Source organism: Acidimicrobiales bacterium (assembly GCA_034521975.1).
GTDB lineage: Bacteria > Actinomycetota > Acidimicrobiia > Acidimicrobiales > SKKL01 > SKKL01.
The window spans coordinates 60769-87436 of the sequence record JAXHLR010000004.1; the positions used below are offsets into that span (position 1 = coordinate 60769).

The 26668-nt window shown below is 70.6% G+C and carries 32 protein-coding genes; 5 read left to right on the forward strand and 27 right to left on the reverse strand.

Annotated elements, in window-relative coordinates; translation table 11 throughout:
* Positions 1-12: 12 nt before the first annotated feature.
* The 14 genes from trpC to U5K29_04745 all read right to left on the reverse strand — a co-directional run bounded on the left by trpC (position 13) and on the right by U5K29_04745 (position 10265).
* The gene (trpC, locus tag U5K29_04680; GenBank protein MDZ7677824.1) at positions 13-810 is read right to left on the reverse strand and encodes an indole-3-glycerol phosphate synthase TrpC; all 798 of its coding nucleotides are present in this window, start codon (positions 808-810) and stop codon (positions 13-15) included.
* Between the two features lie 9 nt (positions 811-819).
* On the reverse strand, positions 820-1131 hold the full coding sequence (locus tag U5K29_04685; GenBank protein MDZ7677825.1) for a putative quinol monooxygenase: 312 nt from the start codon (positions 1129-1131) through the stop codon (positions 820-822).
* A gap of 42 nt (positions 1132-1173) precedes the next feature.
* The gene (locus tag U5K29_04690) at positions 1174-1701 is read right to left on the reverse strand and encodes a J domain-containing protein (GenBank protein ID MDZ7677826.1); all 528 of its coding nucleotides are present in this window, start codon (positions 1699-1701) and stop codon (positions 1174-1176) included.
* Between the two features lie 38 nt (positions 1702-1739).
* Positions 1740-2213 (reverse strand): peroxiredoxin, encoded by a 474-nt coding sequence (locus U5K29_04695; GenBank protein ID MDZ7677827.1) that lies wholly within the window; start codon positions 2211-2213, stop codon positions 1740-1742.
* Positions 2210-2407, reverse strand: a complete 198-nt coding sequence (locus U5K29_04700; protein ID MDZ7677828.1) for a hypothetical protein — start codon at positions 2405-2407, stop codon at positions 2210-2212. The genes U5K29_04695 and U5K29_04700 overlap by 4 nt, the downstream gene beginning before the upstream one ends.
* Before the next feature lie 208 nt (positions 2408-2615).
* Positions 2616-3365 carry a YebC/PmpR family DNA-binding transcriptional regulator gene (locus U5K29_04705; protein MDZ7677829.1) on the reverse strand — a complete coding sequence of 250 codons (750 nt, stop codon included), beginning with the start codon at positions 3363-3365 and terminating at the stop codon, positions 2616-2618.
* Positions 3365-3985, reverse strand: a complete 621-nt coding sequence (gene pdxT / locus U5K29_04710; protein MDZ7677830.1) for a pyridoxal 5'-phosphate synthase glutaminase subunit PdxT — start codon at positions 3983-3985, stop codon at positions 3365-3367. The genes U5K29_04705 and pdxT overlap by 1 nt, the downstream gene beginning before the upstream one ends.
* Before the next feature lie 45 nt (positions 3986-4030).
* A complete protein-coding gene (gene pdxS / locus U5K29_04715) occupies positions 4031-4933 on the reverse strand; it encodes a pyridoxal 5'-phosphate synthase lyase subunit PdxS (GenBank protein MDZ7677831.1) in 903 nt (300 codons plus the stop codon).
* A gap of 52 nt (positions 4934-4985) precedes the next feature.
* On the reverse strand, positions 4986-6029 hold the full coding sequence (locus U5K29_04720) for a DUF3048 domain-containing protein (GenBank protein MDZ7677832.1): 1044 nt from the start codon (positions 6027-6029) through the stop codon (positions 4986-4988).
* Between the two features lie 66 nt (positions 6030-6095).
* Positions 6096-6869 (reverse strand): hypothetical protein, encoded by a 774-nt coding sequence (locus U5K29_04725; GenBank protein ID MDZ7677833.1) that lies wholly within the window; start codon positions 6867-6869, stop codon positions 6096-6098.
* Between the two features lie 17 nt (positions 6870-6886).
* On the reverse strand, positions 6887-7438 hold the full coding sequence (locus tag U5K29_04730) for a LemA family protein (protein MDZ7677834.1): 552 nt from the start codon (positions 7436-7438) through the stop codon (positions 6887-6889).
* A gap of 115 nt (positions 7439-7553) precedes the next feature.
* Positions 7554-8627 (reverse strand): glycosyltransferase family 4 protein, encoded by a 1074-nt coding sequence (locus U5K29_04735; GenBank protein ID MDZ7677835.1) that lies wholly within the window; start codon positions 8625-8627, stop codon positions 7554-7556.
* 43 nt (positions 8628-8670) lie between these two features.
* Positions 8671-9570, reverse strand: a complete 900-nt coding sequence (locus tag U5K29_04740; GenBank protein ID MDZ7677836.1) for a phosphatidylinositol mannoside acyltransferase — start codon at positions 9568-9570, stop codon at positions 8671-8673.
* A 5-nt stretch (positions 9571-9575) separates the two neighbouring features.
* The gene (locus U5K29_04745; GenBank protein ID MDZ7677837.1) at positions 9576-10265 is read right to left on the reverse strand and encodes a CDP-alcohol phosphatidyltransferase family protein; all 690 of its coding nucleotides are present in this window, start codon (positions 10263-10265) and stop codon (positions 9576-9578) included.
* Between the two features lie 88 nt (positions 10266-10353).
* Here U5K29_04745 and U5K29_04750 point away from each other — a divergent pair, with 88 nt between their 5' ends.
* Both U5K29_04750 and U5K29_04755 read left to right on the forward strand, forming a co-directional pair.
* On the forward strand, positions 10354-10887 hold the full coding sequence (locus tag U5K29_04750) for a hypothetical protein (GenBank protein ID MDZ7677838.1): 534 nt from the start codon (positions 10354-10356) through the stop codon (positions 10885-10887).
* Between the two features lie 256 nt (positions 10888-11143).
* Positions 11144-11671, forward strand: coding sequence for a hypothetical protein (locus U5K29_04755; GenBank protein ID MDZ7677839.1), 528 nt, complete (start codon positions 11144-11146; stop codon positions 11669-11671).
* Between the two features lie 68 nt (positions 11672-11739).
* Here U5K29_04755 and U5K29_04760 read toward each other — a convergent pair whose 3' ends face one another.
* The 7 genes from U5K29_04760 to npdG all read right to left on the reverse strand — a co-directional run bounded on the left by U5K29_04760 (position 11740) and on the right by npdG (position 19113).
* Positions 11740-11925 carry a hypothetical protein gene (locus U5K29_04760; protein ID MDZ7677840.1) on the reverse strand — a complete coding sequence of 62 codons (186 nt, stop codon included), beginning with the start codon at positions 11923-11925 and terminating at the stop codon, positions 11740-11742.
* 372 nt (positions 11926-12297) lie between these two features.
* Positions 12298-12822 carry an HIT domain-containing protein gene (locus U5K29_04765; protein ID MDZ7677841.1) on the reverse strand — a complete coding sequence of 175 codons (525 nt, stop codon included), beginning with the start codon at positions 12820-12822 and terminating at the stop codon, positions 12298-12300.
* The gene (gene thrS / locus U5K29_04770; GenBank protein MDZ7677842.1) at positions 12822-14789 is read right to left on the reverse strand and encodes a threonine--tRNA ligase; all 1968 of its coding nucleotides are present in this window, start codon (positions 14787-14789) and stop codon (positions 12822-12824) included. Before thrS ends, U5K29_04765 begins: the two co-directional genes overlap by 1 nt.
* Positions 14790-14851: 62 nt before the next feature.
* Complete coding sequence (locus tag U5K29_04775) at positions 14852-15724, reverse strand: lysophospholipid acyltransferase family protein (protein MDZ7677843.1); 873 nt, start codon at positions 15722-15724, stop codon at positions 14852-14854.
* Between the two features lie 16 nt (positions 15725-15740).
* A complete protein-coding gene (locus U5K29_04780) occupies positions 15741-17207 on the reverse strand; it encodes an SDR family oxidoreductase (protein ID MDZ7677844.1) in 1467 nt (488 codons plus the stop codon).
* A gap of 83 nt (positions 17208-17290) precedes the next feature.
* A complete protein-coding gene (gene cysS / locus U5K29_04785; GenBank protein MDZ7677845.1) occupies positions 17291-18460 on the reverse strand; it encodes a cysteine--tRNA ligase in 1170 nt (389 codons plus the stop codon).
* Complete coding sequence (gene npdG / locus U5K29_04790; protein MDZ7677846.1) at positions 18457-19113, reverse strand: NADPH-dependent F420 reductase; 657 nt, start codon at positions 19111-19113, stop codon at positions 18457-18459. Before npdG ends, cysS begins: the two co-directional genes overlap by 4 nt.
* A gap of 97 nt (positions 19114-19210) precedes the next feature.
* Here npdG and fabI point away from each other — a divergent pair, with 97 nt between their 5' ends.
* Positions 19211-19981 carry an enoyl-ACP reductase FabI gene (gene fabI / locus U5K29_04795; GenBank protein ID MDZ7677847.1) on the forward strand — a complete coding sequence of 257 codons (771 nt, stop codon included), beginning with the start codon at positions 19211-19213 and terminating at the stop codon, positions 19979-19981.
* A 27-nt stretch (positions 19982-20008) separates the two neighbouring features.
* On the opposite strand, the gene U5K29_04800 is transcribed toward fabI, so the two are convergent.
* Positions 20009-21130: a peptidoglycan DD-metalloendopeptidase family protein gene (locus U5K29_04800; protein MDZ7677848.1), complete on the reverse strand. Its 1122-nt coding sequence runs from the start codon at positions 21128-21130 to the stop codon at positions 20009-20011.
* A gap of 122 nt (positions 21131-21252) precedes the next feature.
* On the opposite strand from U5K29_04800, the gene U5K29_04805 reads away from it, so the two are divergent.
* On the forward strand, positions 21253-21771 hold the full coding sequence (locus tag U5K29_04805) for a MarR family transcriptional regulator (protein ID MDZ7677849.1): 519 nt from the start codon (positions 21253-21255) through the stop codon (positions 21769-21771).
* A complete protein-coding gene (locus U5K29_04810) occupies positions 21768-22595 on the forward strand; it encodes an ATP-binding cassette domain-containing protein (protein MDZ7677850.1) in 828 nt (275 codons plus the stop codon). The genes U5K29_04805 and U5K29_04810 overlap by 4 nt, the downstream gene beginning before the upstream one ends.
* 1 nt (position 22596) lies before the next feature.
* Here U5K29_04810 and U5K29_04815 read toward each other — a convergent pair whose 3' ends face one another.
* The 5 genes from U5K29_04815 to U5K29_04835 form a co-directional block, all read right to left on the reverse strand.
* Positions 22597-23583 (reverse strand): alpha/beta hydrolase, encoded by a 987-nt coding sequence (locus U5K29_04815; protein ID MDZ7677851.1) that lies wholly within the window; start codon positions 23581-23583, stop codon positions 22597-22599.
* Between the two features lie 60 nt (positions 23584-23643).
* Complete coding sequence (locus U5K29_04820) at positions 23644-24084, reverse strand: SRPBCC family protein (GenBank protein ID MDZ7677852.1); 441 nt, start codon at positions 24082-24084, stop codon at positions 23644-23646.
* Positions 24085-24088: 4 nt separating this feature from the next.
* On the reverse strand, positions 24089-24541 hold the full coding sequence (locus U5K29_04825; protein MDZ7677853.1) for a Fur family transcriptional regulator: 453 nt from the start codon (positions 24539-24541) through the stop codon (positions 24089-24091).
* Positions 24538-25026: a DNA starvation/stationary phase protection protein gene (locus U5K29_04830; protein MDZ7677854.1), complete on the reverse strand. Its 489-nt coding sequence runs from the start codon at positions 25024-25026 to the stop codon at positions 24538-24540. The genes U5K29_04825 and U5K29_04830 overlap by 4 nt, the downstream gene beginning before the upstream one ends.
* 77 nt (positions 25027-25103) lie before the next feature.
* Entirely contained in the window at positions 25104-26651 is a 1548-nt protein-coding gene (locus tag U5K29_04835; protein MDZ7677855.1) for an acetolactate synthase large subunit, read from the reverse strand.
* Positions 26652-26668: the final 17 nt, after the last annotated feature.

Sequence of the window (26668 nt, forward strand, 5' to 3'; positions counted from 1 at the left end):
GCGCCGCCGCGCTCATCCTTCCAGGGGGCGGGCGGGAATCGACCGCAGTGCCGCCACGGCGGCCTGCGGATCGTCGGCGATGACGAGCGACTCGCCCACCAGCACCGCGTCGTAGCCGGCATCGGCCAGGGGGCGGGCGTCGTCGGGTCCGGCGATCCCCGACTCGGCGACCCGCACCACGTCGGGAGGGATCGTCGGCGCGAGCCGCATCGCACGCTCGCTGTCGACCTCGAAGGTGACGAGGTCTCGCTGGTTGACCCCGATCAGGTCGGCTTCGATCGCGAGGGCCCGTTCGACCTCGGCCTCGTCGTGGACCTCGACCAGTGCCGCCAGCCCGAGGTCGGCGGCGAACCGGGCGTAGGCGGCCAGCTCGGCGTCGTCGAGGGCGGCGACGATGAGCAGCACGGCGTCGGCCCCCATGAGCCGAGCGTCGCACACGTCGAGCATCGAGACGGTGAAGTCCTTGCGCAGCACGGGCAGGCTCGACGCCTCGCGGGCCGAACCCAGGTCGCTGGCGGTGCCGCCGAAGTGCTCGAAGTCGGTGAGCACCGACAGGCACGTCGCACCCCCCTTGGCGTAGCTCCCGGCGATGGCGGCTGGGTCGAGACCGGGGTGGAGGTCGCCCTTCGACGGTGACCGGCGCTTGACCTCGGCGATGACGGCCAAGCCCTGCGACTCGACGATGGCACCCCGGAAGTCGCGCGGTTCGGGGGTGGACAGCGCCTGCTCGCGCAGCCACTCGAGGTCGCGGTCGTCGTCGGCCGCCCGAGCCCGGTGCACCGCCAGGATCGCGTCGAGGTAGGTGGCCACGAGTGGACCTCAGACGTCGATGCCGACGCCCTGGACAGGGGTGAGGCGGATCAGCTCGGGGCGACCCGACAGCAATGGGCCGAAGGCGGCCATCGCTGCCTTCATCCCGTCGCTGGCCCCGTGAGTGGTGAGGGCGTCCTCGTCCGTGTACAGCTCGTAGACCCAGAAGAGGTTCTCGTCGGCGTCGTCGGTGTGCAGCGCATAGACGAGGGTGCCCGGTTCCTGCTCGACCACGGGAAACATCGTGGAGAACGCGTCGATGAACTCAGCGCGCTTGTCGGGCTGGACGGGCAACTTGGCGAGGAGGGCAACCTTTGACATGGGCGCACCCTAGTGCCATCGCCCTGCGCTCGACCCCTCCGTCTACCCAAGGTCGTGGTGGCGGCTCTCGAGGATGATGCTGAGGGGAACCACGACGAACAGGCCCGCCCCCAGCAGGATCGCCATGACCCCGATCGCCAGCACCTCCCGGAGCCCGACGGCGAACCCGACCACCGCCAGGATGACCCCGACGACGAGGACGACCGGGGGCGCCATGGTGAGGAGTCGGCCACCACGGGGCGGCGGCCGGTCGGAGTCGTCGAGGCGGTCGTCGAACCCGTCGTCGAACCCGTCGTCGAACGGGTACCAGCCTGTCTCCTCGGGCTCGACCACCACCGCTCGGGGCCGGCGGTCGAGCAGGTCGTCGTAGCGACGCCGACGGTCGGGGTCGCGCAGCTCCCACCAGGCCTGGTTCACCACGCGCATCCGGTCCTCGGCCTGCGCACGAGCCTCGGGGGTGGACCGCGAGTGGCGGTCGGGGTGGTGGGCGCGCACCATCCCGAGATATGCCGTCCGCAGCTCTTCGTCGGTGGCCGTGCGGGCGACGCCGAGCACGTCGTAGTGGGTCACGCCACCAAGCCTATGGCGAGGGCCGGAACCGGACCCGGTCAGGCCGACAGGGAGCGAACGGCGTCGACGATCTCATCGGTGGACCGAAAGGTGAGTCCCGCCGTGGCGCGGTGCAGGTAGCGGACAACCCCGGATTCGTCGACCACGAACACGCTCCGCTTGTAGAAGCCGATGGGGCCCAGCACCCCATACGCCGAGCCCACCTCCTTGTCCATGTCCGACAGCAGCGGGAAGGCAAAGCCTCCCTGTTCGCGGGCGAAGGCGGCGTGGCTGGCCACATCCTGGGGACTGATGCCGAGCACGGCGGCATCGACCGCGGCGAACCGATCGAACTCGGCGGTGTAGGAGTTGAGCTGGCGAGTGCAGACGCGACTGTTGTCAGCCGGGTAGAACACCAACACCACGGGCCGGCCGGCGTACTCATCGAGACGGTAGGACCGGGTACCGGCCTCGGTACCGTCGGTGCCCTCCAGCTCGAAGGCCGGGGCGACGTCGCCGATGCCGACGGTCACCGGTCGTCCTCCTGGCCGCGAGCACGATCGTCGTGCTCGTCTCGTTGCGAGCGCGTGGGATGCCGGCGCCCGCGCCCCTTGGCGACGGCACGCTCTGGAGACGGGGCCGAGGTTGCCACCGGCGTGAGCGTCACCTGCACGCTGCGGACCTGGTTGAGGACGAACCGCGCTCCGGGATCGGCGCTCTTGCGCACACTGGCGAGCCATCCTCGCCGCGGCGCCCACCGCGACCCGTCGGCGAAGACCCGCTGCTGGTCGAACAGCTGCCGTCGCAGGTACCGCCCGACCTGGGCCTCGATCGCCGCAGCACCGCGGCCAACTGGGCTTGGCTCAACCCACGGGCCACCGGTCGGTGGGAGGGGTCCCCCGGGTCACCTTGCCCGCCACGGCCGCCGGGGTCGTTCACACCTCGACCGAGCGGAGCACGTCGTCGGGGATGTCGAAGTTGGCGTGCACGGCCTGGACGTCGTCGTGGTCGTCGAGCGCTTCGAGGACCCGGAGCACGGCGCTCGCCGACTGAGCGTCCTCGAGCGGAACGGTCACCGTCGGCACCATCGAGACCTCGGACGAGTCGACGGGGATGCCGGCCGCGTCCAGCGCCTCGCGGAGATCGGCGAGCGCGCTGGGCTCGGAGGTGACCCGCCAGCTGTCGCCGTCGTCGATGATGTCGTCGGCGCCGTGCTCGAGCGCGACCAGCATGACGTCCTCCTCGCCGACGTGTCCGGGCACGATGATCACTCCTCGCCGGTCGAACTGCCAGGCCACCGCCCCCGGTTCGGCCAGGGAACCGCCTGCCCGGGTGAAGATCGTCTTGACCTCGGCCCCGGCGCGGTTGCGGTTGTCGGTGAGGACCTCGACCAACATGGCGACGCCGTGAGGGGCATAGCCCTCGTAGGTGATGGACTCGTAGGTGACGCCCTCGAGCTCGCCGGTGCCCCGCTTGATGGCCCGTTCGATGGTGTCGAGCGGCACCGAGTTGTCGCGGGCCTTCTGGAACATGGTGCGCAACGTGGGGTTGGTGTCGGGGTCTCCCCCGCCTTCGCGGGCCGCGACCTCGACCTGGCGGATGAGCTTGGCGAAGAGCTTGCCCCTGGCCTTGTCGGCCGCGCCCTTCTTGTGCTTGATGGTGGCCCACTTGGAGTGTCCGGACATCAGGTGACCTCGTTGATCGCGGTTCGGTCGCTGTCGGCGACCGCCGACAGCAGCAACTGGTGGATGCGAAGGTCGTCGCTCAGTTCCGGGTGGAACGACGACACGATGACACACCCCTGCCGACACAGCACAGGCGCGTCGTCCACGGTGGCCAGGACCTCGACGTCGGGACCGACCCGGTCGACGACCGGCGCCCGGATGAACACCGCGTGGAACGGGGCGGGATCGAGCCCGGCGTCGTCGAGTCCGGCGATGTCGAGGTCGGCCTCGAAGGAGTCGACCTGGCGACCGAAGGCGTTGCGCCGCACCGACAGATCGATCGCCGCGAAGCACCGCTGGTCGGGCCGGCCATCGAGCACCTCGACCGCCAGCAGGATCATCCCCGCGCAGGTGCCGAGCACCGGCAGCCCCTCAGCAAGCCGGGTGGCGAGCGGATCGAACAGCTCCTGGCGCTGGAGCAACATCGAGATGGTGGTGGACTCGCCGCCGGGCATCACGATGGCGTCGAGCCCGGCGAGGTCGCCAGGGCGCCGCACCTCGACCGGAGTCGCGCCCAGGCGCGTCAGGCTACGAGCGTGTGGTTCGACGGCGCCCTGGAGCGCGAGGATCCCGACGTTCATGAGCCCCCGGAGGCCTCGATTCGGTGGACCGTGACGACACGGTGGCTACCACCCCCGGTCGGCATAGGTGGTCTCGAGGCTGGCGATCTCGAGGCCGGGCATGGCCTTGCCCAGGCCACGGCTGACCTTGGCGAGGATCTGCGGGTCGCGGTAGTTGAGCGTGGCCTCGACGATGGCCTTGGACATGCCCGCCGGGTCCGAGCTCTTGAAGATGCCCGACCCGACGAAGACGGCCTCGGCCCCGAGCTGCATGACCAAGGCGGCATCGGCGGGGGTGGCGATGCCGCCGGCGCAGAACATGGGGACCGGGAGACGTCCGGTCTGGTGGATCTCCTGCACCAGCGGCAACGGGGCCTGCAACTGCTTGGCCCACTCGAACTGCTCGGCGGGGTCGGCCTGGGTGATCTTGGCGATGTCGCCGAGGATGGACCGAAGGTGCCGGACCGCTTCGACGATGTTGCCGGTGCCGGCCTCGCCCTTGGAACGGATCATGCACGCGCCCTCGGAGATGCGGCGCAGCGCCTCGCCCAGGTTGGTGGCGCCGCACACGAAGGGCACCGTGAAGGCCCACTTGTCGATGTGGTGGACCTCGTCGGCCGGGGTGAGGACCTCGGACTCGTCGACGTAGTCGACCCCGAGCGCTTCGAGGACCTGGGCCTCGACGAAGTGTCCGATGCGGGCCTTGGCCATCACCGGGATGGTGACCGCGTCCTTGATGCCCTCGATCATCTCGGGGTCGCTCATGCGGGCCACGCCGCCGTCGCGGCGAATGTCGGAAGGGACGCGCTCGAGCGCCATCACCGCCACCGCCCCCGCGTCTTCGGCGATGCGGGCCTGCTCCGAGTCGACGACATCCATGATGACGCCGCCCTTGAGCATCTCGGCCAGACCCCGCTTGACCAGCTGGGTGCCGGTCTCGCGGCCGGGGGTGGGGTGCGCGTTCTCCATGGTCACCAGTGTAGGGGTGCTGGGGGCCCCGCCCGTAGCGAGATCGGTGGGTTCACTCCGCGTCGCGGGGATCGGCGTCGAGGAACGAGACGCTCCCGGAACCGGCGCGGGGCAGCTCGATCCAGATGCGTCCCGGAGACAGGCTGATCTCGTTGCCGTCGGGGTCGAACAGCTCGTAGGGGGCGTCGGCCGCAGGTCGTTGCCAGGTGCCCGACACCACCCACCCGTCGGACAGGATCCAGGCGTCACCGGAACCCACCGTTGCCGCCTCGGGCGAGCCGGGATCGGCCGGACTGGTGCGATACGAGGTGCTGAGGACCACCACGTTCGGGAAGGCGAGCTGGAGGTTGTCGGGGTCGAGGTGCTCGCGGCCGTCCTGCCAGCGCAGGAACATCTCCTGGTCGTCGTCCCACACCCAGCGGACCCGGGTGGTGCCGAAGGACACGTCGACACCCACGACTGGCAGGGCGTGCAGGGGCGGTTCGACATCCTCGTCGAGGAAGCCGAACCACCCGTCGGGAGGTGCAGCACCGTCGCCGGCGGCGTCACGCAGCTCCGAGGTGTTGGTGAACAGGTTGTTGGTGCCGCTCGGTCGTGAGCGGTCACGGAAGTAGAGGTGGCCCCAGGCCGAGTTGTGACCGGCCGAGAGCGTGTTCGAGTTGGCCAGCGCCCGGATGGTTCCCCGGTTTCCACCCGAGTGGCCGAAGACGGGCCGTCCGAAGAGCGGGAGCAGCTCGACCTCGGAGGTGCGGGCGCTTCTGATCGGGCCGACCGGATCGGAGTCGGTCGACTGGAACACCGCCAGGAACCGGCTGATCCCGCCCTCGACCAGTTCCTCGACGACGACATCGGCGACCGAGAGGCCGACCTGGGGCTGGGCGGATCGGTCGCTGGCGATCTTGACCGCCACCACCGGGCGTTCGTTGACCGACTCGTCCTCGACGGGCAGCCCGGTGAGCTGGGACAGGGTCGGGGGCTCGGTCGTGGTCGTGGTCGAGCTGGTGGTGGTCGTGGTGGAGCTGGTGGTGGTCGTGGGTTCGGCTGCGTCGCTGTCGTCGCTGCCGCACGCGGCCAGCAACAGAGCGGCGCCGATCACCAGCAGAGCCCCCAGGCGGGGGGCGCCCGGCCGCGGCGAACCGACGGTGAAGTGGGACAACGCTGTTCAGAGCTCCCGAAGCGTCGCGATGCGCTCGTCGATCGATGAATGGAACGGGCCGGGCCGCCCGACTGCCGGCGCAACAGGATCCTCGATCCACAGATGTTGTGTCCAACGGGGAACATCGGGCACCACCGGGTCGGCCTGGATCTTGGCGAGCGCCTCCAACAGGCCAGGCGGGTAGCGGGTGAAGCCAACCCCTTCGATGTCGGCGATGACGTCGGCGCGGGCGGGCAGCAACCGTTGCGGGGCACCGGGCCACATCCGGGCGATGACCGCCATCACCGAGGCCAGGGCCGCTTGGCCGCTCTTGACCAGCGCCAGCTGGCGGGCCACGACCCCCTCCAGCTCGATCCGGCTGAGGTCGTCGAGCACGCCCCTGGTGACGATGAGACGAGCGTGGCGCGGGGTGAGACCAATGGCGAGGGCGTTGCGCGATGGGGTCTCGATCACATAGAGGCGCGGTCGCGCGATGCCGTTGGTGACACAGAGGCCCTCGACCAGGTTCTCGAGACGGGGGGCATCGAGGAGCGGAACCGCCCCCACACCCGCGGTGATGTGGTCGACGCCCCGTTGCACCAGCAGACGTCCGACCCCCGCACCGAGCACAGCGCCGAGGATCGCAGGCCACCAGCCGACGCCGATGAGGGCGCCGGCGAGGCCCAGCACCAACGCACCGAGCGCGGCGAGGCTCGCGCCGAACGCGAAGGTGAGCGTGCGGCGGGTGCGGGCGAGCTCGGCCGAGGTGGGAGTGGACAGTGTCGAATCCTGGTGGGTCAACGGAGCAACGGTGGAGCTCAGAACTCGACCTGCACCGGGCCGCGTGACTCGTCGTCGGTCTCGAAGTACTCGCGCTCGGTGAAGCGGAACATGCCGGCGAGGACGACCGCGGGGAACGACTGGATCTTGGTGTTGTACTTGTAGACGCTGTCGTTGTAGAACTGCCGCGCATAGGCGATGCGGCCTTCGGTGCCGGTGAGCTCCTCCTGCAGCTGCAAGAAGCTCTGGTTGGCCTTGAGATCGGGGTAGGCCTCGGACACCGCGAACAGCGACTTGAGGGCGCCGGTCAACATGTTCTCGGCTTCGGCCTGGCCCTCGACCCCGGTGGCCGACACCGCCATGTTGCGGGCCTGGATGACCTTCTCGAGCGTCTCCTGCTCGTGGGTCGCGTAGCCCTTGACGGTCTCGACCAGGTTGGGGATCAGGTCGTAGCGCCGCTTGAGCTGCACATCGATCTGCGCCCACGCGTTCTCGATGCGGTTGCGCAACGAGACCAGCGAGTTGTACAGCATGATCACGAAGATCACGAGTGCGGCGATGATGGCCAGGATGATCAGCAGGGGGACCATGAGGCTCCTCTCGGCGTCCGGGTGGCCTCTGGCACAGAGACCTGGGACGAGATGTCGTGGTGTTCGATCATAGGGTGCCAGACAACGGTTGTCGGACCACCGACCCGGCGAGACCTCACCGGGCGAGGATCTCGTCGAAGCGGTCGAGGTAGTGCTCGGCGAGCGAGTCCATCGAGAACTCCAGCGCCCGGTCGGTGCCGGCTTCGACCAGGGCCGAGGCACACGACGAGTCGTCGAGGACCCGGCGGATGGCCCCGGCCAGCGCGGTGGCATCGCCAGGGGGGACCAGCAGGGCATCGAGTCCGGCCCTGGCAACGTTGGAGTAGCCGGGCAGGTCCGACGCCACGGTCGGGGTCTGGGCCGCCATTCCCTCGAGCAGCACGATGCCGAAGGACTCGCCGCCCAGGGACGGGGCACAGAACACGTCGGCACCCCGTGTCCGTTGGGCCTTCTCCTCGTCGCTGATCCGCCCCAGCCACTCGACCCGGTGGTCGTCGGCGTGACGCTCCCGCAGCACCTCGGTCTCGGGTCCGGTGCCTCCGACCCACAGCCGCACCTCGTCGGGCAGCTCGGCCATGGCCTCGAGGAGAACAGCCAGGCCCTTGCGGGGCTCGTGCCTGCCGATGAAGAAGATCGTCGGCCCCTCGGTCGGCCACGGCGTCGCCTTGGCGAACCGGTCGATCTCGATGCCGTTGAACAGAACCTCGTAGTCGCCCTTGATGTAGCGGGTGGCCAGAGCCCGCGCGTCCTCGGACACGGCGATGCGATGATCGAGTCGGCGGGCGAAGGAGCGCAACGGCAACCGCCCCCAGGTGTAGGGACCGACGTGGCCCGCGGCATGGAAGGTGCCGACCAGCGGCGCGGACTTCACCACGCACGCGGTCATCGTGGCCCCGGGAACCAGCGGCTCGTGCAGGTTGAGCACGTCGAACTCCTCGTCGCGCAGCGCACGGAAGAGCCGAAGCTGGGCCGCAGGGTCGGGGGCGATCGGCGCGACCGAGCCGTTGGCCGCGGTCGGAACGCTCATGCCCAGCGGTGTGACCCCGGCGTCGGGTGGTGGCCCGTCGCAGGGCGCGAGCACCCGCGCCTCGTGGCCGAGCCCTCGCAGCGCTCGCGCCAGACCGAGCACCTGGTACTGCACACCCCCCGGCACGGTGAGACTGTAGGGACAGATCAGACCGATGCGCACCGGCCCCACGCTACGGGTCGCGTCGTCCGGGCGCCACCACTGTCTACGCGGGGGTGACCACCTCGAGGTCGCTGGGCCAGTTGGGTTGCAGCAGGTGCCACTGCTCGGGCGCGGCGCGGATGAGGTCCTCGAGGGCGTAGGCGAGGTCCTGGGTGACCCGGGCCACGTCCTCACGCAGCGATCCCCGGCGCTCGACCGGAAGGGGTGGATCGACCCGAGCACGGTGGCCGGAGCCGTCGAAGTAGATGGCGGTGGGGAGCAGGGGTGAGCCGGTGCGAAACGCCAGGGTCGCCGGTCCCGGCGGCAGCGTGGTGGTCTCGCCGAAGAACTCGACCTCGACGCCCTGGCCACCGATGTCGCGGTCGCAGAGCAGGCACAGCACATGGCCGTCGCGGAGCGCCCGCAGGGACGCCGAGCCGGCCCTGGGTCCGAGGCCGATGATGTTCATCCCGAGCGAGCTCCGGAGCTCGACGAACCAGTCGAAGAGCTCGGGCGGCTCGATCGCTTCGACCACTGCGGAGATGGGGACGTCTTCGATGGTCGCCAACCAGAAGGCCGCCCACTCCCAGCCCCCGAGGTGCGGCAGGGCGATGATTGCTCCGTGTCCCTGCTCGCGTGCGGTGACGATGTGGTCGTAGCCCTCGTAGGAGAAGGTGGCGTCGAGCTCGTCGGCCGACAGCATCGGGAGGCGGAACGACTCGACCCAGTAGCGCGCATAGGAGTCGAACGCCGCGTCGATCGCGGCGTCCAGCTCGCGACCGCACAGCTCTGGATCCGCCCGTCGCAGGTTCTTGGCGATCAGTCCACGGCGGTCGCGGAGGAGTTGGGCGGCGACGGTGCCCGCGGCGTCGGCGGCGGGGATCACCCACGGCCACGGGAGGGACCGGGCCACGACCGAGCCGAGCTTGTAGACCCCGGTGACGGGGTCGATGGGCAGCTGCACGACGACTACCGGCGGTTGCGGGTTCGCTCTCGCCAGTTCTGGCTCAGCGGTCGCGCGGCTCGGCGGCGGTACCGGGTGCGAGCCCGACGTTCGGGCAGCGGCATCGGCTCGGGCCGTTCGGCTTGGCGCCAGACCTTCACGAACCGTTGCACGGCGGTGATGGCGGTGAGCGCCAGCATGACCCAGAGGACCCCGACGAGGACCTCGAAGAACAGCAGACCGAAGCCGAGGACGATGAACCGCTCGGCTCGTTCCATGAGCCCGCCACGAGCATCGAAGCCGAGCGACTCGGCCTTGGCCCGTTGGTAGGACACGAGCGAGGCGGCGCCGAGCAGAGCCATGGGCAACATCACCAGCAGACCCGGGCGGTTGGCGGCGAAGTACCAGGCGACACCGCCGAAGAGCAGGGCGTCGGTGAGCCGGTCGGTGACCGAGTCGAAGAAGGCGCCCCTGCGGGAGTTGGTGATTCCCGCCGCCTTGGCCAACGCGCCGTCGAGGAAGTCGCAGATACCGGTGAGGGTCAGCAGGACCAGGCCCAACCGGAAGTGCCCGGCGCCGATGGCCACCGCGGCCGCGATGGCCATGGCGATGCCGGTCGCGGTCAGGTGGTCGGCCGAGAGGCCGGTGCGGCGGAGGCTGGTACCGATGGGCCGCAGGCCCGCTTCGATATTGGTCCGCCAGTGTCCATCGAACATGGACGACTCCTTGTGCTTGCAGTCGCGAGCAAGGGTACCAGCGCGGGTTGGGCATGCACCGCACCGCCACGTTGGTACCGTTCGCTCCATGCCCACCTCGTTCTCCTCATTGTCGCCCAGCGACGCGGCCGTCGCCCTGCGCTCGTTCCCCCGGCGCTTCCGCGAGGCGTCGTCGGCCGCGGTGGTCGATCTCGATGACGAGGTGGACCAGGACCAGATCGACGAGGTCGCCAACCGGCCCGGGACCGACGGCCGGTCTGGGATCGATCACGTGGCGGCGGCCGCAGCTCGCGTCGATGCCGCCGGCCGCACGCTGCGCTCGGTGCTGGTGAGCCCGACCCGACCGATCGACGAGGCGCTGGTCACCGACGACGACGGTGAGCCACCCACCCACACAGGGAACCTCGAGCACGAGCTCGATCACCTCGACCGGGCATGTTCGGGGGTGGCCGACCAGATCGAGTCGGCCGATGCCGACCAGTGGCTGGTGACCCGGCCCACGACCGGATCGGGGGCCGCCAACCCCCTCGAGGTGGTCCAGGCCACCGTCGGGGTCACCCTCGACCACCTGCACTCGCTCGAACGGGTACTGCGCGAGGTCCGGGGCCGGCCACGGACTTGACCGGGACCCGACACAGGACCTTGCGCCCTCGCGAACGGGACCTCTGGCCCCGGCAGCGCGAGCCCTGATCGTCGATAGTAGAAGGAGACAAGACTTCACCCCGAAGGGGATGATCCTCATGCGCCGTCGCCCGCTCCGTCGATCGCTTGCGCTGGTTGGTGCGCTCGCCCTCATGGCCGCTGCGTGCGGTGACGACTCGTCGTCCCCGTCCGCGGGGACTCCCGACGACGGCTCTCGAGCGGAGCCGACGTCCACGATGCCGACCGAGCCCGATCCGGACGGATCCGAGACGCCCGACGGGGCAGCCGATCCCCGCGAGGCCGTCCCGTCACGCGACGCGGCGGCGCTCGCCGAAGCCTGGCAAGAGGTGGTCGACGGACCAATCGGCCATCCCGAGAACATCGACGCCCACTTCGAGCTGCTCCCCCGGTCGCTCCCCTACAGCCAGATGCGCATGGGACCCCTCGTCGACGACCGGATCTCGATCGGCACGAGCACTGGTTCCACGTGGGAGGGAGTGTGCGTGGCCGACACCTGGCTCATCCACCGGCCATGGGACAACGAGGCCGAAGAGCCCTACACCTACGAGGGGGCACTGGCCTGGTTCGAGGCCGCCGCCACCGACGGGGGCTGGGAGTTCACCTCCGAGGCCAACGATGATCACTACGGCGCTGACGCGACCCGCTACGTCCTTGTCGGACACGGCCAGGAATGGATCGCCGACGTCGTCGACGAGAACGGGATGTCCGGACCGCCGGTCCACTACTGTCCCGCACCCCAATAGATCACCCTGACCGGTCGCACCATGCTGGACACCTGGCCAGGGCCCGTCAGCGGCTCGGCTGACGGCTCTTACTCCAGGTCGGACCAGTCTTCGGGGTTGGCCTCGGAGAAGAACTCGAGCACCTCGCCGTCGACGCCGTCCACCAGCACAAGACCCCGCTGCGCCGGTGGGGTGTCGGCGCTGTAGACGAGGATGCGCCAGGTGGGGCGGCTGCGCAGTCCCCGCCACCCGAGCTGGGCCGACGCGTGCCCCACCGGGAATCCCGACCGCTGCGGTGGCCGCGACGAGGGCGTCGCGCTCGTCGACATCGAGGTTCCAGCCGGCGATCAGGTGATACGCCCCGACCAGGGCCAGCACCGCCGCGGCGAACAGGTAGCCGTCGTTGACCAGGACGGACTCCTCCGCGAAGACCCACAGCGCGGCACAGCCGGCCGCGACGACCAGGTAGAGCGAGCCGGGGATGCGGCGCCGGTTGTTGTCGGGAAAGACGTAGGGACCGACGAAGCCTGCAGCGTCGAGGTCCTCGGGCAGTTCGTCGCGGACCTGGGACGGGTCGACCTCGTCGGTATCGGGATCGTCGTGGTCGTGGTCCTCGTCGGTCATCGGGCTGGAGGGTACCGGCCGGCTCAGGTCGGCGATGAATCGGGCCAGGCGGCGCGCAGCTTGGCCCAGGTGGCCGACAGGGCCTCGGGCAGGACCCGGGTCTCGGCGACGGTGGTCATGAAGTTGGTGTCGCCGCCCCACCGCGGCAGCACGTGCACGTGCAGATGGTCGGGAACCCCTGCCCCCGAACCCGCCCCCTGGTTGACCCCGACGTTGATGCCGTCGGGGTCGTAGGCGGCCTTGAGCGCCACCGTGGCGTCGCGCACCCCGTCCCAGAGCTCGGCGTGCTCCGCGTCGTCGAGCTCGTCGAGGGCCCGGACCGGACGCTTGGGCAGGACCATCAGGTGACCGTTGTTGTAGGGGTAGAGGTTGAGCAGAGCGAAGCAGTGCTCGCCCCGCCACACGATGAGCGACTCGTCGTCGGGCAGTCCACTGTGGAGGATCCGCTCGAAGAGGGTGCCTTCGCCGGCGGGTGCGGGGTTCTCGGCGAGGTCGGCGGTCTCCACATAGGAGATGCGCCACCCGGCCCACAGTCGTTCCAGCGACATCAGCGGTGCTCGGCGACCTCGGCCGACAGCCGGTCGACGAAGGCGTCGATGGCGACGCCTCGCTCGACCTCTCCCCCGCGCGGGTTGACCCCGGCGGTGTCGGCGGCGATGTCGTCGTCGCCCACCACCAACACATAGGGCAGCTTCTCGGTCTTGGCCCGGCGGATGCGGTTGCCGAGCGGCTCGCTCGCTTCGACGGCTTCGGCCCGGAACCCGGCGGACCGGAGCCGCTCGGCCACGGCGAAGGCGTGGTCGTCGTGGTCGTCTCGCACGCCGAGCACCCGAACCTGCACGGGGGCGAGCCAGGCGGGGAACGCTCCGGCGTAGTGCTCGGTGAGCACGGCGAAGAACCGCTCGATCGACCCGAACAGCGCCCGGTGGATCATGATCGGGCGGTGCCGCTGACCGTCGGTGCCGGTGTAGTGGAGGTCGAAGCGCTGCGGGAGCTGGAAGTCGAGCTGGAGCGTGGACATCTGCCAGGTGCGGCCGATGGCGTCGCGCGCCTGCACCGAGATCTTGGGCCCGTAGAACGCTCCGCCGCCCTCGTCGAGCACCAGTTCGAGGCCCCGCTTGGAGCCGACCTGGCGAAGCACCTCGGTGGCTTCGTCCCACTCCTCGACCGACCCCACCGCCTTCTCCTCGGGCCGGGTCGACAGTTCGAGGTAGAAGTCGTCGAGCCCGTAGTCGCGCAGCAGGCCGAGCACGAAGGTGAGCAGCGAGTCGAGCTCGTCGGCCATCTGGTCGCGGGTGCAGAAGATGTGGGCGTCGTCCTGGGTCATGCCCCGCACCCGGGTGAGCCCGTGGACCACCCCCGACTTCTCGTAGCGATAGACCGCCCCGAACTCGAACATCCGTAGGGGCAGCTCGCGGTACGAACGCGTGCGATCCCGGAAGATGAGGATGTGGAACGGGCAGTTCATCGGCTTGAGGTAGTAGTCGATGCCCTCGTCGCCGCCGTGATCGTCGAGGTGCATCGGCGGGAACATGCCATCGGCGTACCACTCGAGGTGGCCCGAGGTCTCGAACAGCCCGCTCTTGGTGATGTGGGGCGTGTAGACGAACTCGTACCCGCCCTCTTCGTGGCGCTTGCGGGAGTAGTCCTCCATGATGCGGCGCACGATCCCACCCTTGGGATGAAAGACCGCCAGGCCCGAGCCGATCTCGTCGGGGAAGCTGAACAGGTCGAGCTCGGCGCCGAGCTTGCGATGGTCGCGCTTCTCGGCTTCCTCGAGGCGGTGGAGGTGCTCGTCGAGGGCCTCCTTGGTGTGCCAGGCGGTGCCGTAGATGCGCTGGAGCATCGGCTCGTTCTCGTCGCCCCGCCAGTAGGCGCCGGCGACCCTCATCAGCTTGAAGTGGCCGAGCCGGCCGGTGTGGGCCACGTGCGGGCCACGGCAGAGATCGATGAAGTTGGGCGGGTTCTCGTAGGTGCGGACCAGCCCGGTGTCGGTGGCCGACATGGGGTCGTCGACGGCGCCACGGATGATCTCGCACTTGTAGCGGTGGTCCTTGAACAGATCGAGCGCCTGGTCCTCGGGGATCTCGTCGCGGATGAAGGGCTGCTTCTCCTTGATGATCTCCCGCATGCGCTCCTCGATGCGCTCGAGGTCCGACTCGCTGAAGGTGGCGCCACCGGGCAGCTCGAAGTCGTAGTAGAAGCCGTCCTGCACCGGTGGGCCGATGGCGAAGGTCGCACCGGGGAACAGGTCGAGCACCGCCTGGGCGAGCACGTGGGCGGTGGAGTGGCGGATCGTGTAGAGGCCCCGGTCGGTCTCGGGGGTGACGATCTGGACCTCGGCTCCGTCGTGGAGCGGGTGGACCAGGTCGCGCTCGGTACCGTCGACGACCGCGATGACCGCGGCCTTGGCGAGGCGGGGGCCGATCGACGCGGCGAGGTCGGCGGCGGTGGCTCCCTCGGACAGCTCCTTGTCGGAGCCATCGGGAAGCGTGATCGAGATCGTGTCAGCCATGCACGGGCGAGGATACCGGTCTGGCCCAACCGGACTCGAAGCGGTATCGGACCAGCCGATGCTCAGGCCGGGCCGGAGGCTCCCGACAGCAGCTCGGCCGAGGAGCGACGCGGGATCGTCAGCGCGTCGGCGTCGGGCTTGGCCGACTCGGTCTCGGCGGCGGATCTGGTGGCGTAGGTGGGGTCGTACTCGAGGCCGGTGAGGGCCCGGATCTCGAACATGACCTCATCGGTGATCTGGCGCAACGCGTAGCGGTCGTGGGCCCGTTCCCGGTAGCGGGTCACGTCGATGGGTGTGCCGAACCGCACCGTGATGGTGCGGAACGGACGCGGGACCTTGACCTCGGGCGGTTGGACCTCGCGGGTCCCGATCACGCCGACCGGGACGATCGGTGCGTTGCACCGCAGGGCCAGACGGGCGACCCCGGTGTGTCCCTTGTGGAGCTTGCCGGTACGTGACCGGGTGCCCTCGGGGTAGATGCCGAAGAGCTCGCCTCGGTCGAGCACGCGGGCCGCGGTGTTGAGCGCCCGTTCGCTGGCGCTGCCACCCGAGCGGTCGAGGGGGATCATGCCCATGGCGGGGAACAGCTTGGCGGTCTTCCAGTCGTCGAGGTACTCGGCCTTGCCCACATAGGTGATGCGTCGGGGCAAGCAGCACGGGACGAAGAACGAGTCGATGGCGGCGCTGTGGTTGGGGGCGATGATCGCCGGTCCCTCGGCGGGGACGTGCTCGAGCCCTTCGACCCGGAGCCGCCAGAACAGCTTCAGGGCCGGACGAATCACCGCCCGGGCAGCGGTGTAGAGCTGACCGACCTTGATCTCGTCCTCGACCGGCAGGGGACCGGACTCGGCGCTGTCGGGGTGAACGGGGCCGCCGTTGCCCGCGAACGTGCGCTCGGTGAGATCGATTTCGAGCTGTCGGGTCCCCTGTGACATCTGTCCCAAGTCTGCCCTACGCGTCGACGGCGCGCTCCGCGGCTCGCGAGATGTTGCGCAGCATCCCCTCGAAGACGATGCCGTGGAAGGGCCACACCGCCCACCAGTAGACCCGTCCGGCCATGCCACGCGGACGGAACACCGCCCGCTGGTGCAGCACCGCTCCCCCGCTCTCGGTCGCATCGACGCGAAACTCGAGCCACGCGTGGCCCGGCAGGCGCATCTCGGCCCGCAGTCTCAGCAGCCGGGGGCGGTCGAGCGCCTCGACCCGCCAGAAGTCGAGCGGCTCGCCGACGGTGAGGCGATCCGGGTGGCGTCGTCCTCGACGCAGCCCGACCCCGCCGACGAGGCGGTCGAGCAGGCCGCGCATCGCCCAGGCCAGGGGAAACGAGTACCAACCCCGCTCGCCGCCGATCCCCTCGACGACCTCCCACAGGACCGCGGGCGGCGCGTCGACCGCGCGGGAGCGTTCGTCGACCTCGACGTCGCCCCCGGCCCAGTCCGGGTCCGACGGCAACGGATCGGACGGCGCTCCCGGCCAGCTTGCGTCGGCCCAGCGCGTTGGCACCTCTCCTTCGACGGTGCGGTGCAGGGCCAGCCGGACCGCGTCGTCGAAGCCGAGTAGCGGGCCCGGCAACAGGGTCTCGATGTCGCGCTCGGCCATCACCACCGAGTTGCGGAGCGACTCGATGAGCGGGGCGGCCAACGCCTTCGGGATGGGCGTCACGATGTTGATCCAGTGGCTCGACAGACGTGGGCTGAGCACTGGAACGGGGACGATGAGTCGCCGCCGCAGTCCGGCCACGGCCGCGTAGCGCTGCATCATCTCCTGGTAGGTCACGACGTCGGGGCCGCCGACGTCGAAGGTGCGGTTGGTTGCAGGGTCGAGGTCGAGGACTCCGACGAGATAGCGCAACACGTCTCGGACCGCGATGGGTTGGACCCGCGACGACACCCATCGGGGCGTGACCATGACCGGCAGCCGTTCGGTGAGGTAGCGGAGCATCTCGAACGATGCCGAGCCCGAGCCGATCACCACGCCCGCCTGGCACACCACCGACGGGATCGGACCGTCGAGAAAGACCCGTCCGACCTCGGCCCGTGAGGCCAGGTGCGGTGAGGCCACCTCGCCGGTCGCCGGGCGGAGCCCGCCGAGGTACACGATCCGGGAGACGCCCGCTTCGGCGGCGGCCGACACGAAGGTCTCCGCGGCCTCGCGCTCGCGGTCGTCGAACCCGGCGCCGGTGCCGATCGAGTGCACCAGGTAGTAGGCGGCATCGACCCCGTCGAAGGCGGCGGGCAGGGTCGACGGGTCGGCGAGATCGCCCTGCACGATGGTGACCTGGTCGGCCCAGGGCACCTCGCTCAGCCGTTCAGGGGTGCGGGCCAGACAGACGACGTCGTGGCCGGCCGCCAGCAGTTCGGGGACGAGGCGGCCACCGATGTAGCCGGTCGCCCCGGTGACGAGCACACGTTGGGACACCCGCGAAGCCTACGTGGACCGGAGCACGTTCGTGTGGCCGGACCGGCCCGGGGCTCGGATCGGTGGTCCGGGCGGTAGGTGGGTCAGCCGACGCGGCGCTCGGGCGGCTGGCCCACGTCGACCCCCAACAGGGTCGCCGCCGCCGACACCCCCTCGCCCCGTTCGGCCGCGGCGTCGATCGCGGCCACCGCGGTGGGGGTGTCGAGGTCGTCGTCGAGCGCGGCTCGCACCTCGTCGAGCGCGCCGTCGCCCTCACCGGCGGCCATCCACCTCTCGAGACGGGCCTGGGCGGCAGGCATGAGGTCGTCGGTCCACTCCCACGGGTCGCGGTAGTGGTTCGCGACCAGCGCGAGACGGATCACCCGCGGATCCCACTCGGCGCGCAGGTCGTTCACGAACACCAGGTTGCCCAACGACTTGGACATCTTCTCGCCATCCTTGTGAACCATCGCCTGGTGCATCCAGTGGCGCACGAACGGCTCGCCGGTCGCCGCCTCGGACTGCGCGGCCTCGCACTCGTGATGGGGGTAGATCAGGTCGGATCCCCCGCCGTGGAGGTCGATCGTGGTCCCCAGCTCACGCAGGGCCAGTGCCGAGCACTCGATGTGCCAGCCGGGCCGGCCCGGACCCCAGAGCGACTCCCAAGCCGGCTCACCCGGTTCGGAGGGCTGCCAGAGCACGAAGTCGAGCGGATCGCGCTTGTTGGGGTCCTCGACCTTGCCGCCCCGCTCGGCCGCATATTCGAGCATGGTCTCGCGGGGCAGGTGGCTCACCTGACCGAACCGGTCGAAGGTCGAGATGTCGAAGTACACCGCACCGCCCGCTTGATAGGCGTGGCCCTGGTCCAGCACCATGCCGATGAACCCGCGGATGTCGGCGATCGCGGAGGTGGCGCGGGGCTCGCTCCAGCACGGCAGGATCCCGAGCGCAGCCATGTCGTCGTCGAAGCGCGCGATCTCGCCCGCCGCGAGATCGAGGTAGTGCACCCCCAGCTCTGCGGCCTTGCCGAGGATCGAGTCGTCGACGTCGGTGATGTTGCGCACACACCGCGTCTGGTGCCCCCGGTCGCGCAGGCGCCGTTGGAGCACGTCATAGGTGACATACACCGCGGCATGGCCGATGTGGGTGGCGTCATAGGGCGTGATGCCACACGTGTACATGGTGACGACCTCGCCCGGCTCGAAGGCAACGACGGCGTCACGAGCCGTGTCGTGGAGCCGCATGGGTGGGAGGCCGGAGGCCCCGGTGCTCACAGATCGATGCCGGTGAGCTTGACCGCCGCACGGGTCTTGTAGCGGACGTTGAGCTGCAGCAACACCGCTGTGAACGCCTCGATGGGAGCCGCCGACGAGAGTGACCCGGCGTCGAGCGGGCGCAGGTCCGGCATGGCTGCGATCAGCTCGCTGGCGGCTTCGGTGGCGGACCGATGGTCCGAGCACACGAGCACGTCGCTCTCGATCGGATGGGCGAGATCGCCCAGCTCCTTGGCAGGGAGATGGTGCATGGCGGCGACGACCCGGCTGGCGGGGATGGCCGCCTGGACGTTGGCGGCCACCGAGCCGCGGGGCGGCATCAGCGGCTGGAAGTCGCGACCGATCTTGGTCAGCGCGTTGGCCATCGAGATCACCACCTTGCCCTCGAGCTGGGCGGCGAGCGACTCGACGGTGGTCGACGCGCCGTCCCACGGCGTGGCGACCACCACGATGTCGGCCTCGGCGGCGCCGGCGTTCTCGGCCGGTTCGATGCCGAGCTGATGATCAGGCCATCGTCCGATGATCTCGTCGCGGACCTCGCCGGCGCGTTCCAGCGATCGTGACCCCACGATGACGTCGTATCCCACCGACGCGAGGCGGGCGGCGAGCCCGCTCCCGGCCGGACCTGTGGCTCCAAGCACTCCGATTCGCACCCGGCCACCATAGGCCCGGTTGGTGCATCCGCTGCCACTTCGCTCATCAGGCAACCGGATGAGTAACGCCCCAGCCCCAACCGATGTCGAACCGCACATGGGAATCCTCGACGGCTCACGCCTGCTCATCACCGGTGTCCTGACCGACGCATCGCTCGCCTACGGCGTGGCCCGCCTCGCCCAGGAGGAGGGCGCCGAGGTGCTCCTCACCGGGTTCGGTCGGGGACTGTCGATCACCGAGCGCACCGCCAAGAAGCTCCCGTCACCACCGGAGGTCCTCGAGCTCGACGTCTCGGACCCCGCCCACCTCGACGCCCTCACCGACGAGCTCCGGACGCGGTGGGGTTCGGTCGACGGGGTGCTCCACTCGATCGGCTTCGCCCCCGAATCCTGTCTCGGTGGCAACTTCATGGATGCGCCGTGGGACGACGTGGCGGTGGCGCTCAACGTGTCGGCCTACTCGCTCAAGGCCCTCGCCGGTGCGGTGCGCCCGGTGATGCAGGAACAGGGCGGATCGATCGTCGGGCTCACCTTCGACGCCACCGTCGCCTGGCCCGCCTACGACTGGATGGGGGTCGCCAAGGCAGCGCTCGAGTCGACCTCCCGCTACCTGGCTCGCGAACTGGGGCCCGACGGGATCCGGGTCAACCTCGTCGCGGCGGGGCCCATCAAGACGATGGCCGCGCGCTCGATCCCCGGGTTCGAGGCGTTCGAGGACGTCTGGAGCGACCGCGCGCCCCTCGGCTGGGACGTCAGGGACAGCGAGCCGGTCGCGCGCTCGGTGGTGGCGCTGATGACCGACTGGTTCCCGGCCACCACCGGCGAGATGCTCCACGTCGACGGCGGCTATCACGCCATCGGAGCCTGATCGCGGCGCTCCGCCAGTGCCCGTGAGTCAGGGACAGTTGGCCCGCACCGTGGGCGTGGGGTTCACCGCGCTGCCGCCGTTGGGATGGATCTCGAAGTGCAGGTGAGGGATTCCACGCGCGTTGCCGGTGTCGCCGACGTAGCCGACCACGGTGCCCGCCTCGACCCGACCCGAGTTGGCATAGCCCGACAGGTGCGTGCCGTAGTAGTAGTTGCCGTCGTCGCCGTTGAGGTGAAACGACAGACCGCCGATCCGGTTGCCGCGGTGCGACACCGAACCCGACACCGGTGCGACGACCGGCGTTCCCCGCGAAGCCATCATGTCGACGCCCTTGTGTCGCCGACCACCGGAGCGGGGCGCTCCCCAGGTGTCGACGAACGAGTGCGATCCCTGCACCGGGCAGACCCACGCCCCCGACGCGATCGGCGTCGACGGAGCACTACGGCTGGTCGACGGGGCGCTGCGGGTGCTGCCACCGCTGCTCGAGCCGCTCGAGGCCGACGAACGAGCCGCGGCCGCCGCGGCGGCGGCCTCCTCTCGGCGCCGGATCTCTGCTTGGCGCTGCCGTTCGGCCTCCTCACGCCGGTCGATCTCGGCCTGGCGCTCGGCCTCGAGGCGCTGGAGCTCCTCGAGCTCGCCGAGCATCTCGGACCGGGTCTGTTCGAGCTCGGCGACCAGCTCGCGCTGGCGGGTGCGCAGACGGTCGAGCTCGGCTTGGTCTCGTTCGAGGTCCTCGATGGCGGCGCGGTAGTCGTCGAGCGAGTCGGTCTCGGTCTCGGTGACGAACTCGGCCATGGCGTTGGCCCGCACCTGCAGGTTGATGTCCTCGTCGAAGATCGACGGGGTGGTGGTGCCGGCTCGCACGTACTGGGAGACCGCGCTGTCGCGCAACCGTTGCCGGAGCCGCTCGAGACGGGCTTGGGTCTCGGCGTTGCGGCTCGCGGTGCGGTCGATCTCGGCTTCGAGCTCGCCCAGCTCGGTCTCGGCCTGGGCGAAGCGCTGGGTCGCCTCGTTGGCGCGCTCCTGCGTCGCCCGGATCTCTGGCGCCAGCGACGGGCCCAGATCGGAGGTGTCGACCTGGGCGTCCGCGGTGTGGACGCTCGCCAGCACCAGCGCCATCGCTGCACAGAGACCGAGGAGGAGGCGCACGAGCAGCAACCCTACCGCCTCCCGCCGCCACATTGCGATCGCGTGACGAAGCACCGGCACACGGGGCGGCAACGAACAGGTGGCTTGTCGTCACCGCGATGGTTCGACACACTAACTGTCCTGTGAGCCCGATCAGCGGTGGTGCGCCGCTCCCCCCTGGCCAGCCCGCCGCCGGCGGCACCCCGGACGACCCCGATGCGCCCGCGCCCCCGCTCCGGCCCGGACGGGTCGCCGCCCGCATGGCCCGGGTGGTCGAGAACGCGCTCGGCCACGTCGACCTCTCGCTGCCCCAGTACCGGATGCTCATCTTTCTCGCCGAGAGCGGTTCGGAGGCGGCGTCGGGGCTCGCCGGCAAGCTCGGCGTCAGCCGCCCGAGCGTGACCGCACTGGTCGACGGTCTCGTGGCCCGAGGCTGGGCCGAGCGCTGCGCCGACCCACTCGATCGCCGCCGGGTCACCCACACGGTCACCCCCGCCGGCCGGAAGGTGCTGGCCCGCGCCGACGACGCCGTCGAGGCCCGCCTGGCCGATCTCGCCCGCGGGATCGACGACGACGCCGACCGGGCCGAGGCCTATGCCGGCCTCGGGCACTGGCTAGCAGCGATGGACGCCGAACGCGAAGCCAGGCTCCAGCAGCGGTGACCGAGGGGACCTCTGCTCCCGGCCCTCAGGACTCCACTCCGGCGCCGGTGGTGAGCCTGCGCGACGTGGAGGTCCGAGTCGACCGGCGCCCCATCCTCACCGGCATCGACTGGGACGTGACCCCCGACCAACGATGGGTGGTGCTCGGCCCCAACGGCTGTGGCAAGACGACGTTGATGCGGGTCGTGGCGATGACCCTCCACCCGTCGCGTGGCTCGGTGACGGTGCTGGGCGGACAGCTGGGCGCCGTCGACGTCCGGCAGCACCGGCAACCGATCGGGGTGGTCAGCGCGGCGGTGGCCGACGCGCTGCGCCCCACCCTGCCGGCACTCGACGTGGTGATGACCGCCCGCCACGGGGCGCTCGAACCGTGGTGGCACGACTACACCACCGAGGACCGGGATCGAGCGCTGGAGCTGCTCGACCGCTTCGGGATCGTCGAGCTGGCCGACCACCAGTTCGCGACGATGTCGTCGGGTGAGCGTCAGCGAGCGCTGATGGCCCGGGCGCTGATGGCCTCGCCCCGACTCCTCGTGCTCGACGAACCCGCCGCCGGGCTCGACCTGGGTAGCCGCGAGGAGCTCCTCGGTGACCTGGGGAGACTGGCTCGTGATGCCGACACCCCGCCGACCCTCCTCGTCACCCACCACGTCGAGGAGATCCCGACCGGGTTCACCCACCTCCTGTTGATGCGCGACGGACGGATCCACGCCCGGGGGCCCCTCGACCAGACCCTCACCGGTGCCGCACTGAGCGGGTGCTTCGGGGTCGACCTGGAGGTCTCGAGGGCAGACGGGCGATGGTGGGCACGGGCCCGAGCCTGACTCAACCCACCTCGCGCAGCCGGGCCTCACCCGCCACAGGTTCCCCGTCGCGCTCCCCCGCTGCGACGCGCGGATCGACCGCTTCCACCCCCGCCGCCAGCGCGCCCGAGAACGCATCGACATCGGTGATGGGAACGTCGTGGTCCGCCCCTGGCAGCGGCTGAAGGTGCGCGCCGAGCAGGGCGGCGAGGGCGCGTTGGCGCGCGTAGGGCACCAACGAGTCGCCCTCGGTGATGACCACCGCGGCGGGGACAGCGAGTTGGCCCGCCCACGGTCGGGCGTCGAAGCGCCCCAGCTCCGCGCCGGCCTGGCGCAGCAATCGGGGGTGGGTCCTGGTGAACTCGGATGCCAGCCACGCCGAGTGCGGCGCGAAGGCGTCGTCGACCCGGGCGAGATCGTCGGCGAGCCTGGCAACCAGGCGGTCACCCCATCCGGCGCGGACACCCAGCTCCAACAGGGCGATCCCCTTCCAGCGGAGACGTTCGGCTCGGGTGCTGCTGAACTGCAACCCGGTGGCAGCCAGCACCAGGCCAGAGACCCGGGCTCGATGGCGCCGGGCGAGCAGCAACGAGATCGGTCCACCCATCGAGTACCCGACGGCGATCGCCTGGTCGATCCCGAGCACGTCGAGCACCGCGGCCGCGTCGTCGGCGCAGTCGGTGAGCCGGAACGGCTCTGGCGTGCGCATCCCGCGGCCGTGGCCACGATGATCGACGGCGATGACCCGGCGGACCCCGTCGAAGCGGTCGAAGGCGCCGTACCAGTTCAGGTCGGCGCTGGCGGTCCAGCCGTGCAGGAACAGCAGCGGTGGCCGGTCGGTAGGCCCCTCGAGCTCGCGGATGAAGGTGTCGCCGCGGCCCGGAAGGCTCAGCACCCGGCCCGGCGGCAGGGGCGGGGCGACCGGCGGTGGCAGGTCGATCGGTGCCCGACCGAGCAGCTGGCGGAGCCGGGTGAGATACAGCGCAGAGGCCGAACGCGTCGATGCCATGTCACGGTTGTAGCGGGTCGGCGACCAGCAGCCAAGGCGACAGCCCCCCGCCGGGGTCGGTCAGGAGGAGACGAGGGCGAGCAACCGCTGCCGCGACCGTTCGATCTCCTGGTTGAGCACCGCCGCCACCGCCGGACCCCAGAGCCGCCCGTCGTAGCGCAGCGACACGGCCAGATGGCTGCCGAGATTCGTGGGGGCCACCTCGGCCCGCAGCACCCACCCACCGTGGTCGCGCCCGTCGAGCTCGCGGCGCTCGAACACCACGAGCCGGGGGTGGTCGCAGGTGGTGCGCTCCATCCGCAGCCGCTTGGCCCGCGACAGCGGGCCCAGCTGGGCTTCGAGGTCGACGGTCCACGCTGGCGGTTGGTCGTGGTCGACCTGGTCGTCGCGTCGGGTGCGGCGGATGATTCCGAGCCACTCGGGGTAGCGGTCGAGGTCGTCGAGCCACCCGAACAGGTGCTCGGGTGAACAGGGGGCATCGAGTTCGGCGAGCAGCTCCACGTGGTCAGTCTGGCCGCTGGGACCCGGGCGAGCGATCCCGGGACCGGCAGGCCGAGCATCGGCCCCGAAGCACGATCTCGATCCGATGGACCTCGTGCTCGGCAACGATCCGCCGGGTGTCGACCGGCACGACCTCGTGGGGCACGTCCTCGATGGCGCCACAGACCCGGCACACGAAGTGGTGGTGGGGTCCGGCGGCGGCGGCGCTCTCGAAGCGGGCCGCTCCCGGCCCGAGCTCGGCGCGCAGCACCAAGCCCGCACCGACGAGGTCGTCGAGGACCTTGAAGACGGTGGAACGGGGCAGGGCGGTGCCGTGATCGGCGAGCGCCCCGACCAGCTCGTCGGCGCTCAGGTGGCCGTCGACGGTGTCGAGCAACGACAGGACCGTCGCCCGCTGGCGGGTGCTTCGCAGCCCCGCGCCGCGCAGGCGACCGTCGAGGTCGTCGACCGCTGTCACTCCTCCTGGGCGCTGAGCATCCACAGGTGCTCCTCGAGCTGGGTGGTGATGGAGATGAGCAGATCCTCGGTGATGGGGTCGCCCCCGTCGAGGTCGGTGATCGCGGTGCGGGTGCGGGCGGCGACGGCCTGCACGGCATCGGCGGCCGCAGCGACGGCGGCCTCGGTGCTGAGCCACTCGCTGGTGATCGACGGGACCTCGGTGCTCGAGGCCACGGTGCTCGAGCGTCCGTCGGGGATCACACCGACGATGGCCAGACGCTCGGCCACCTGATCGGTGGAGGTGCGGGCGGTGTCGACCACCTCGTCGAGCTGGAGGTGCACCGAGCGGAAGGCCCGTCCGGTGACGGTCCAGTGCGCCTGCTTGGCGATCTGGGACAGTTCGATGAGGTCGACGAGGATCGGTTGCAGCACGGTGCCGACCCGATCCTGGACAGCGGGCACGAGCGGTGAACGGGTGGGCTTGGATGCGGTGCTGGAGGTCATGAGGTGCTCCTGGATGTCCGGATAGGGGGCTTTTCTGGACAAGATCCAGTTTACCCGGTGGTCGTCGACACCAAACCTCAGAGCCGGGCCTCGATGAGCATCGGGCCATCGGTGCCGAAGGACCGTCGCAACCCGTCGACCAGTCCGTCGGCGGTGTCGGCCGCGACCGCCTCGACGCCCATCCCCCGCGCCAGCGACACCCAGTCGAGATCGGGCGAGCCGAGGCCGGTGAGCGAGGCCGCGGCGGGCCCTGGGTCGGTCACCCCGGCTCGCAGCAGCTCGATCTCGAGAATGCGATAGGTGCGATTCGCGCACACCACCACGGTGACGTCGAGGCCCTCGCGGGCCATCGTCCACAACGCCTGGAGCGTGTACATGCCACTGCCGTCGGCCTCCAGCGCGATCACCCGCCGGTCCGGGCACGCCACCGCGGCACCGACCGCGGCGGGCAGGCCATAGCCGATCGCCCCCCCGGTGAGCGCCAACACGTCGTGGGGCGGAGCCATGCGGGCCGCCGAGGCGTAGGGCCCGCCCGAGGTGATGGCCTCGTCGACCACGATGGCGCCTTCGGGTTGCAGCGACGCGAGGGCGGCGCCGAGCTCGGCGGGACCCAGCTCGGCGCCGGTCGGCACAGGAGGCACCGACCCACCAGGGGTCGACACCGAAGGTGCGTCGAGGGCGGCGGCCAGAGCGTCGAGGGCGTGGACGACGTCGTCGCCTGGCTCGGCCAGGCGCGCCAGCTCGCAGGATTCCGAGCGGGGGTGGCTCCGCTGACCCGGGTAGCCGAAGAAGGCCACCGGATCGGTCGCACCCGCCAGCACCAGCACCGAAGCCGACTCGAACACCTCGACCGCCTGCTCGGGGAAGTACGGCACCCGCCCGAAGCTGGGGATCCCCGCTCCCCGCTCGAGACGGGCGGGATTCGACTCGGTCAGCACCCGACACCCGGTGGCCGAGCCGATGCGGGCCGCGGCGAACAGGCCGTCGCGGCGATTTCCGGTGCCACCGACCAGCAGGATCCCCGAGTCGCCCGCTGCCCGCAGCGTCTGGGCGATGGCGTCGACCCGCGCCGGCGGCACCAGCGCCCGGGGAGCGGGTTCGACCGCAGGCGAGGGCTGCTGCTCGATCTCGCCCCACGCCACGTCCTGGGGCACGACGAGGGTGGCGACCTGACCGGGCGGCTCGATCGAGGCGGCGATGGCCTCGGCTCCATCGGCCGCGACATCGGAGGGGTGGCGAGCGGTGCGCACCCAACCCGACATCGGCTCGGCCAGCGAGACGATGTCGGTGGCGAGCGGGGGATCGGCGTCGCGGTGCCAGGTGGCGTGGTCGCCCACCAGGTTCACCACCGCGCTGTTGGCCCGGCGGGCGTTGTGCAGGTTGGCCAGACCGTTGGCCAGGCCGGGCCCCAGGTGCAAGATGGTCAGCGCGGGAAGGTCCGCCATCCGCCCGTAGCCGTCGGCCGCGCCGGTGACCACGCCCTCGAACAGGCCGAGCACCGCCCGGATCCGCGGCTCGTGGTCGAGGGCCCCGACCAGCTGCATCTCGGTGGTGCCGGGATTGGCGAAGCACGCCGTGATCCCTGCGTCGGCCGCCGCCCGCATCAATGCCTGTGCCCCGTCCATGGGCCCCCTCTCGTCGT

Bases quoted from the DNA above. Each gene is read 5' to 3' on its own strand.
- fabI (MDZ7677847.1), top strand. From the start codon at position 19,211: ATGGGAATCCTCGACGGCTCACGCCTGCTCATCACCGGTGTCCTGACC.
- U5K29_04750 (MDZ7677838.1), top strand. From the start codon at position 10,354: ATGCCCACCTCGTTCTCCTCATTGTCGCCCAGCGACGCGGCCGTCGCC.
- U5K29_04830 (MDZ7677854.1), bottom strand. From the start codon at position 25,026: ATGACCTCCAGCACCGCATCCAAGCCCACCCGTTCACCGCTCGTGCCC.
- U5K29_04835 (MDZ7677855.1), bottom strand. From the start codon at position 26,651: ATGGACGGGGCACAGGCATTGATGCGGGCGGCGGCCGACGCAGGGATC.
- U5K29_04775 (MDZ7677843.1), bottom strand. From the start codon at position 15,724: ATGTCACAGGGGACCCGACAGCTCGAAATCGATCTCACCGAGCGCACG.
- U5K29_04730 (MDZ7677834.1), bottom strand. From the start codon at position 7,438: ATGGTCCCCCTGCTGATCATCCTGGCCATCATCGCCGCACTCGTGATC.
- pdxS (MDZ7677831.1), bottom strand. From the start codon at position 4,933: ATGGAGAACGCGCACCCCACCCCCGGCCGCGAGACCGGCACCCAGCTG.
- U5K29_04815 (MDZ7677851.1), bottom strand. From the start codon at position 23,583: ATGGCATCGACGCGTTCGGCCTCTGCGCTGTATCTCACCCGGCTCCGC.
- U5K29_04745 (MDZ7677837.1), bottom strand. From the start codon at position 10,265: ATGTTCGATGGACACTGGCGGACCAATATCGAAGCGGGCCTGCGGCCC.
- U5K29_04755 (MDZ7677839.1), top strand. From the start codon at position 11,144: ATGCCGACCGAGCCCGATCCGGACGGATCCGAGACGCCCGACGGGGCA.
- U5K29_04705 (MDZ7677829.1), bottom strand. From the start codon at position 3,365: ATGTCCGGACACTCCAAGTGGGCCACCATCAAGCACAAGAAGGGCGCG.
- pdxT (MDZ7677830.1), bottom strand. From the start codon at position 3,985: ATGAACGTCGGGATCCTCGCGCTCCAGGGCGCCGTCGAACCACACGCT.
- U5K29_04685 (MDZ7677825.1), bottom strand. From the start codon at position 1,131: ATGTCAAAGGTTGCCCTCCTCGCCAAGTTGCCCGTCCAGCCCGACAAG.
- thrS (MDZ7677842.1), bottom strand. From the start codon at position 14,789: ATGGCTGACACGATCTCGATCACGCTTCCCGATGGCTCCGACAAGGAG.
- U5K29_04765 (MDZ7677841.1), bottom strand. From the start codon at position 12,822: ATGTCGCTGGAACGACTGTGGGCCGGGTGGCGCATCTCCTATGTGGAG.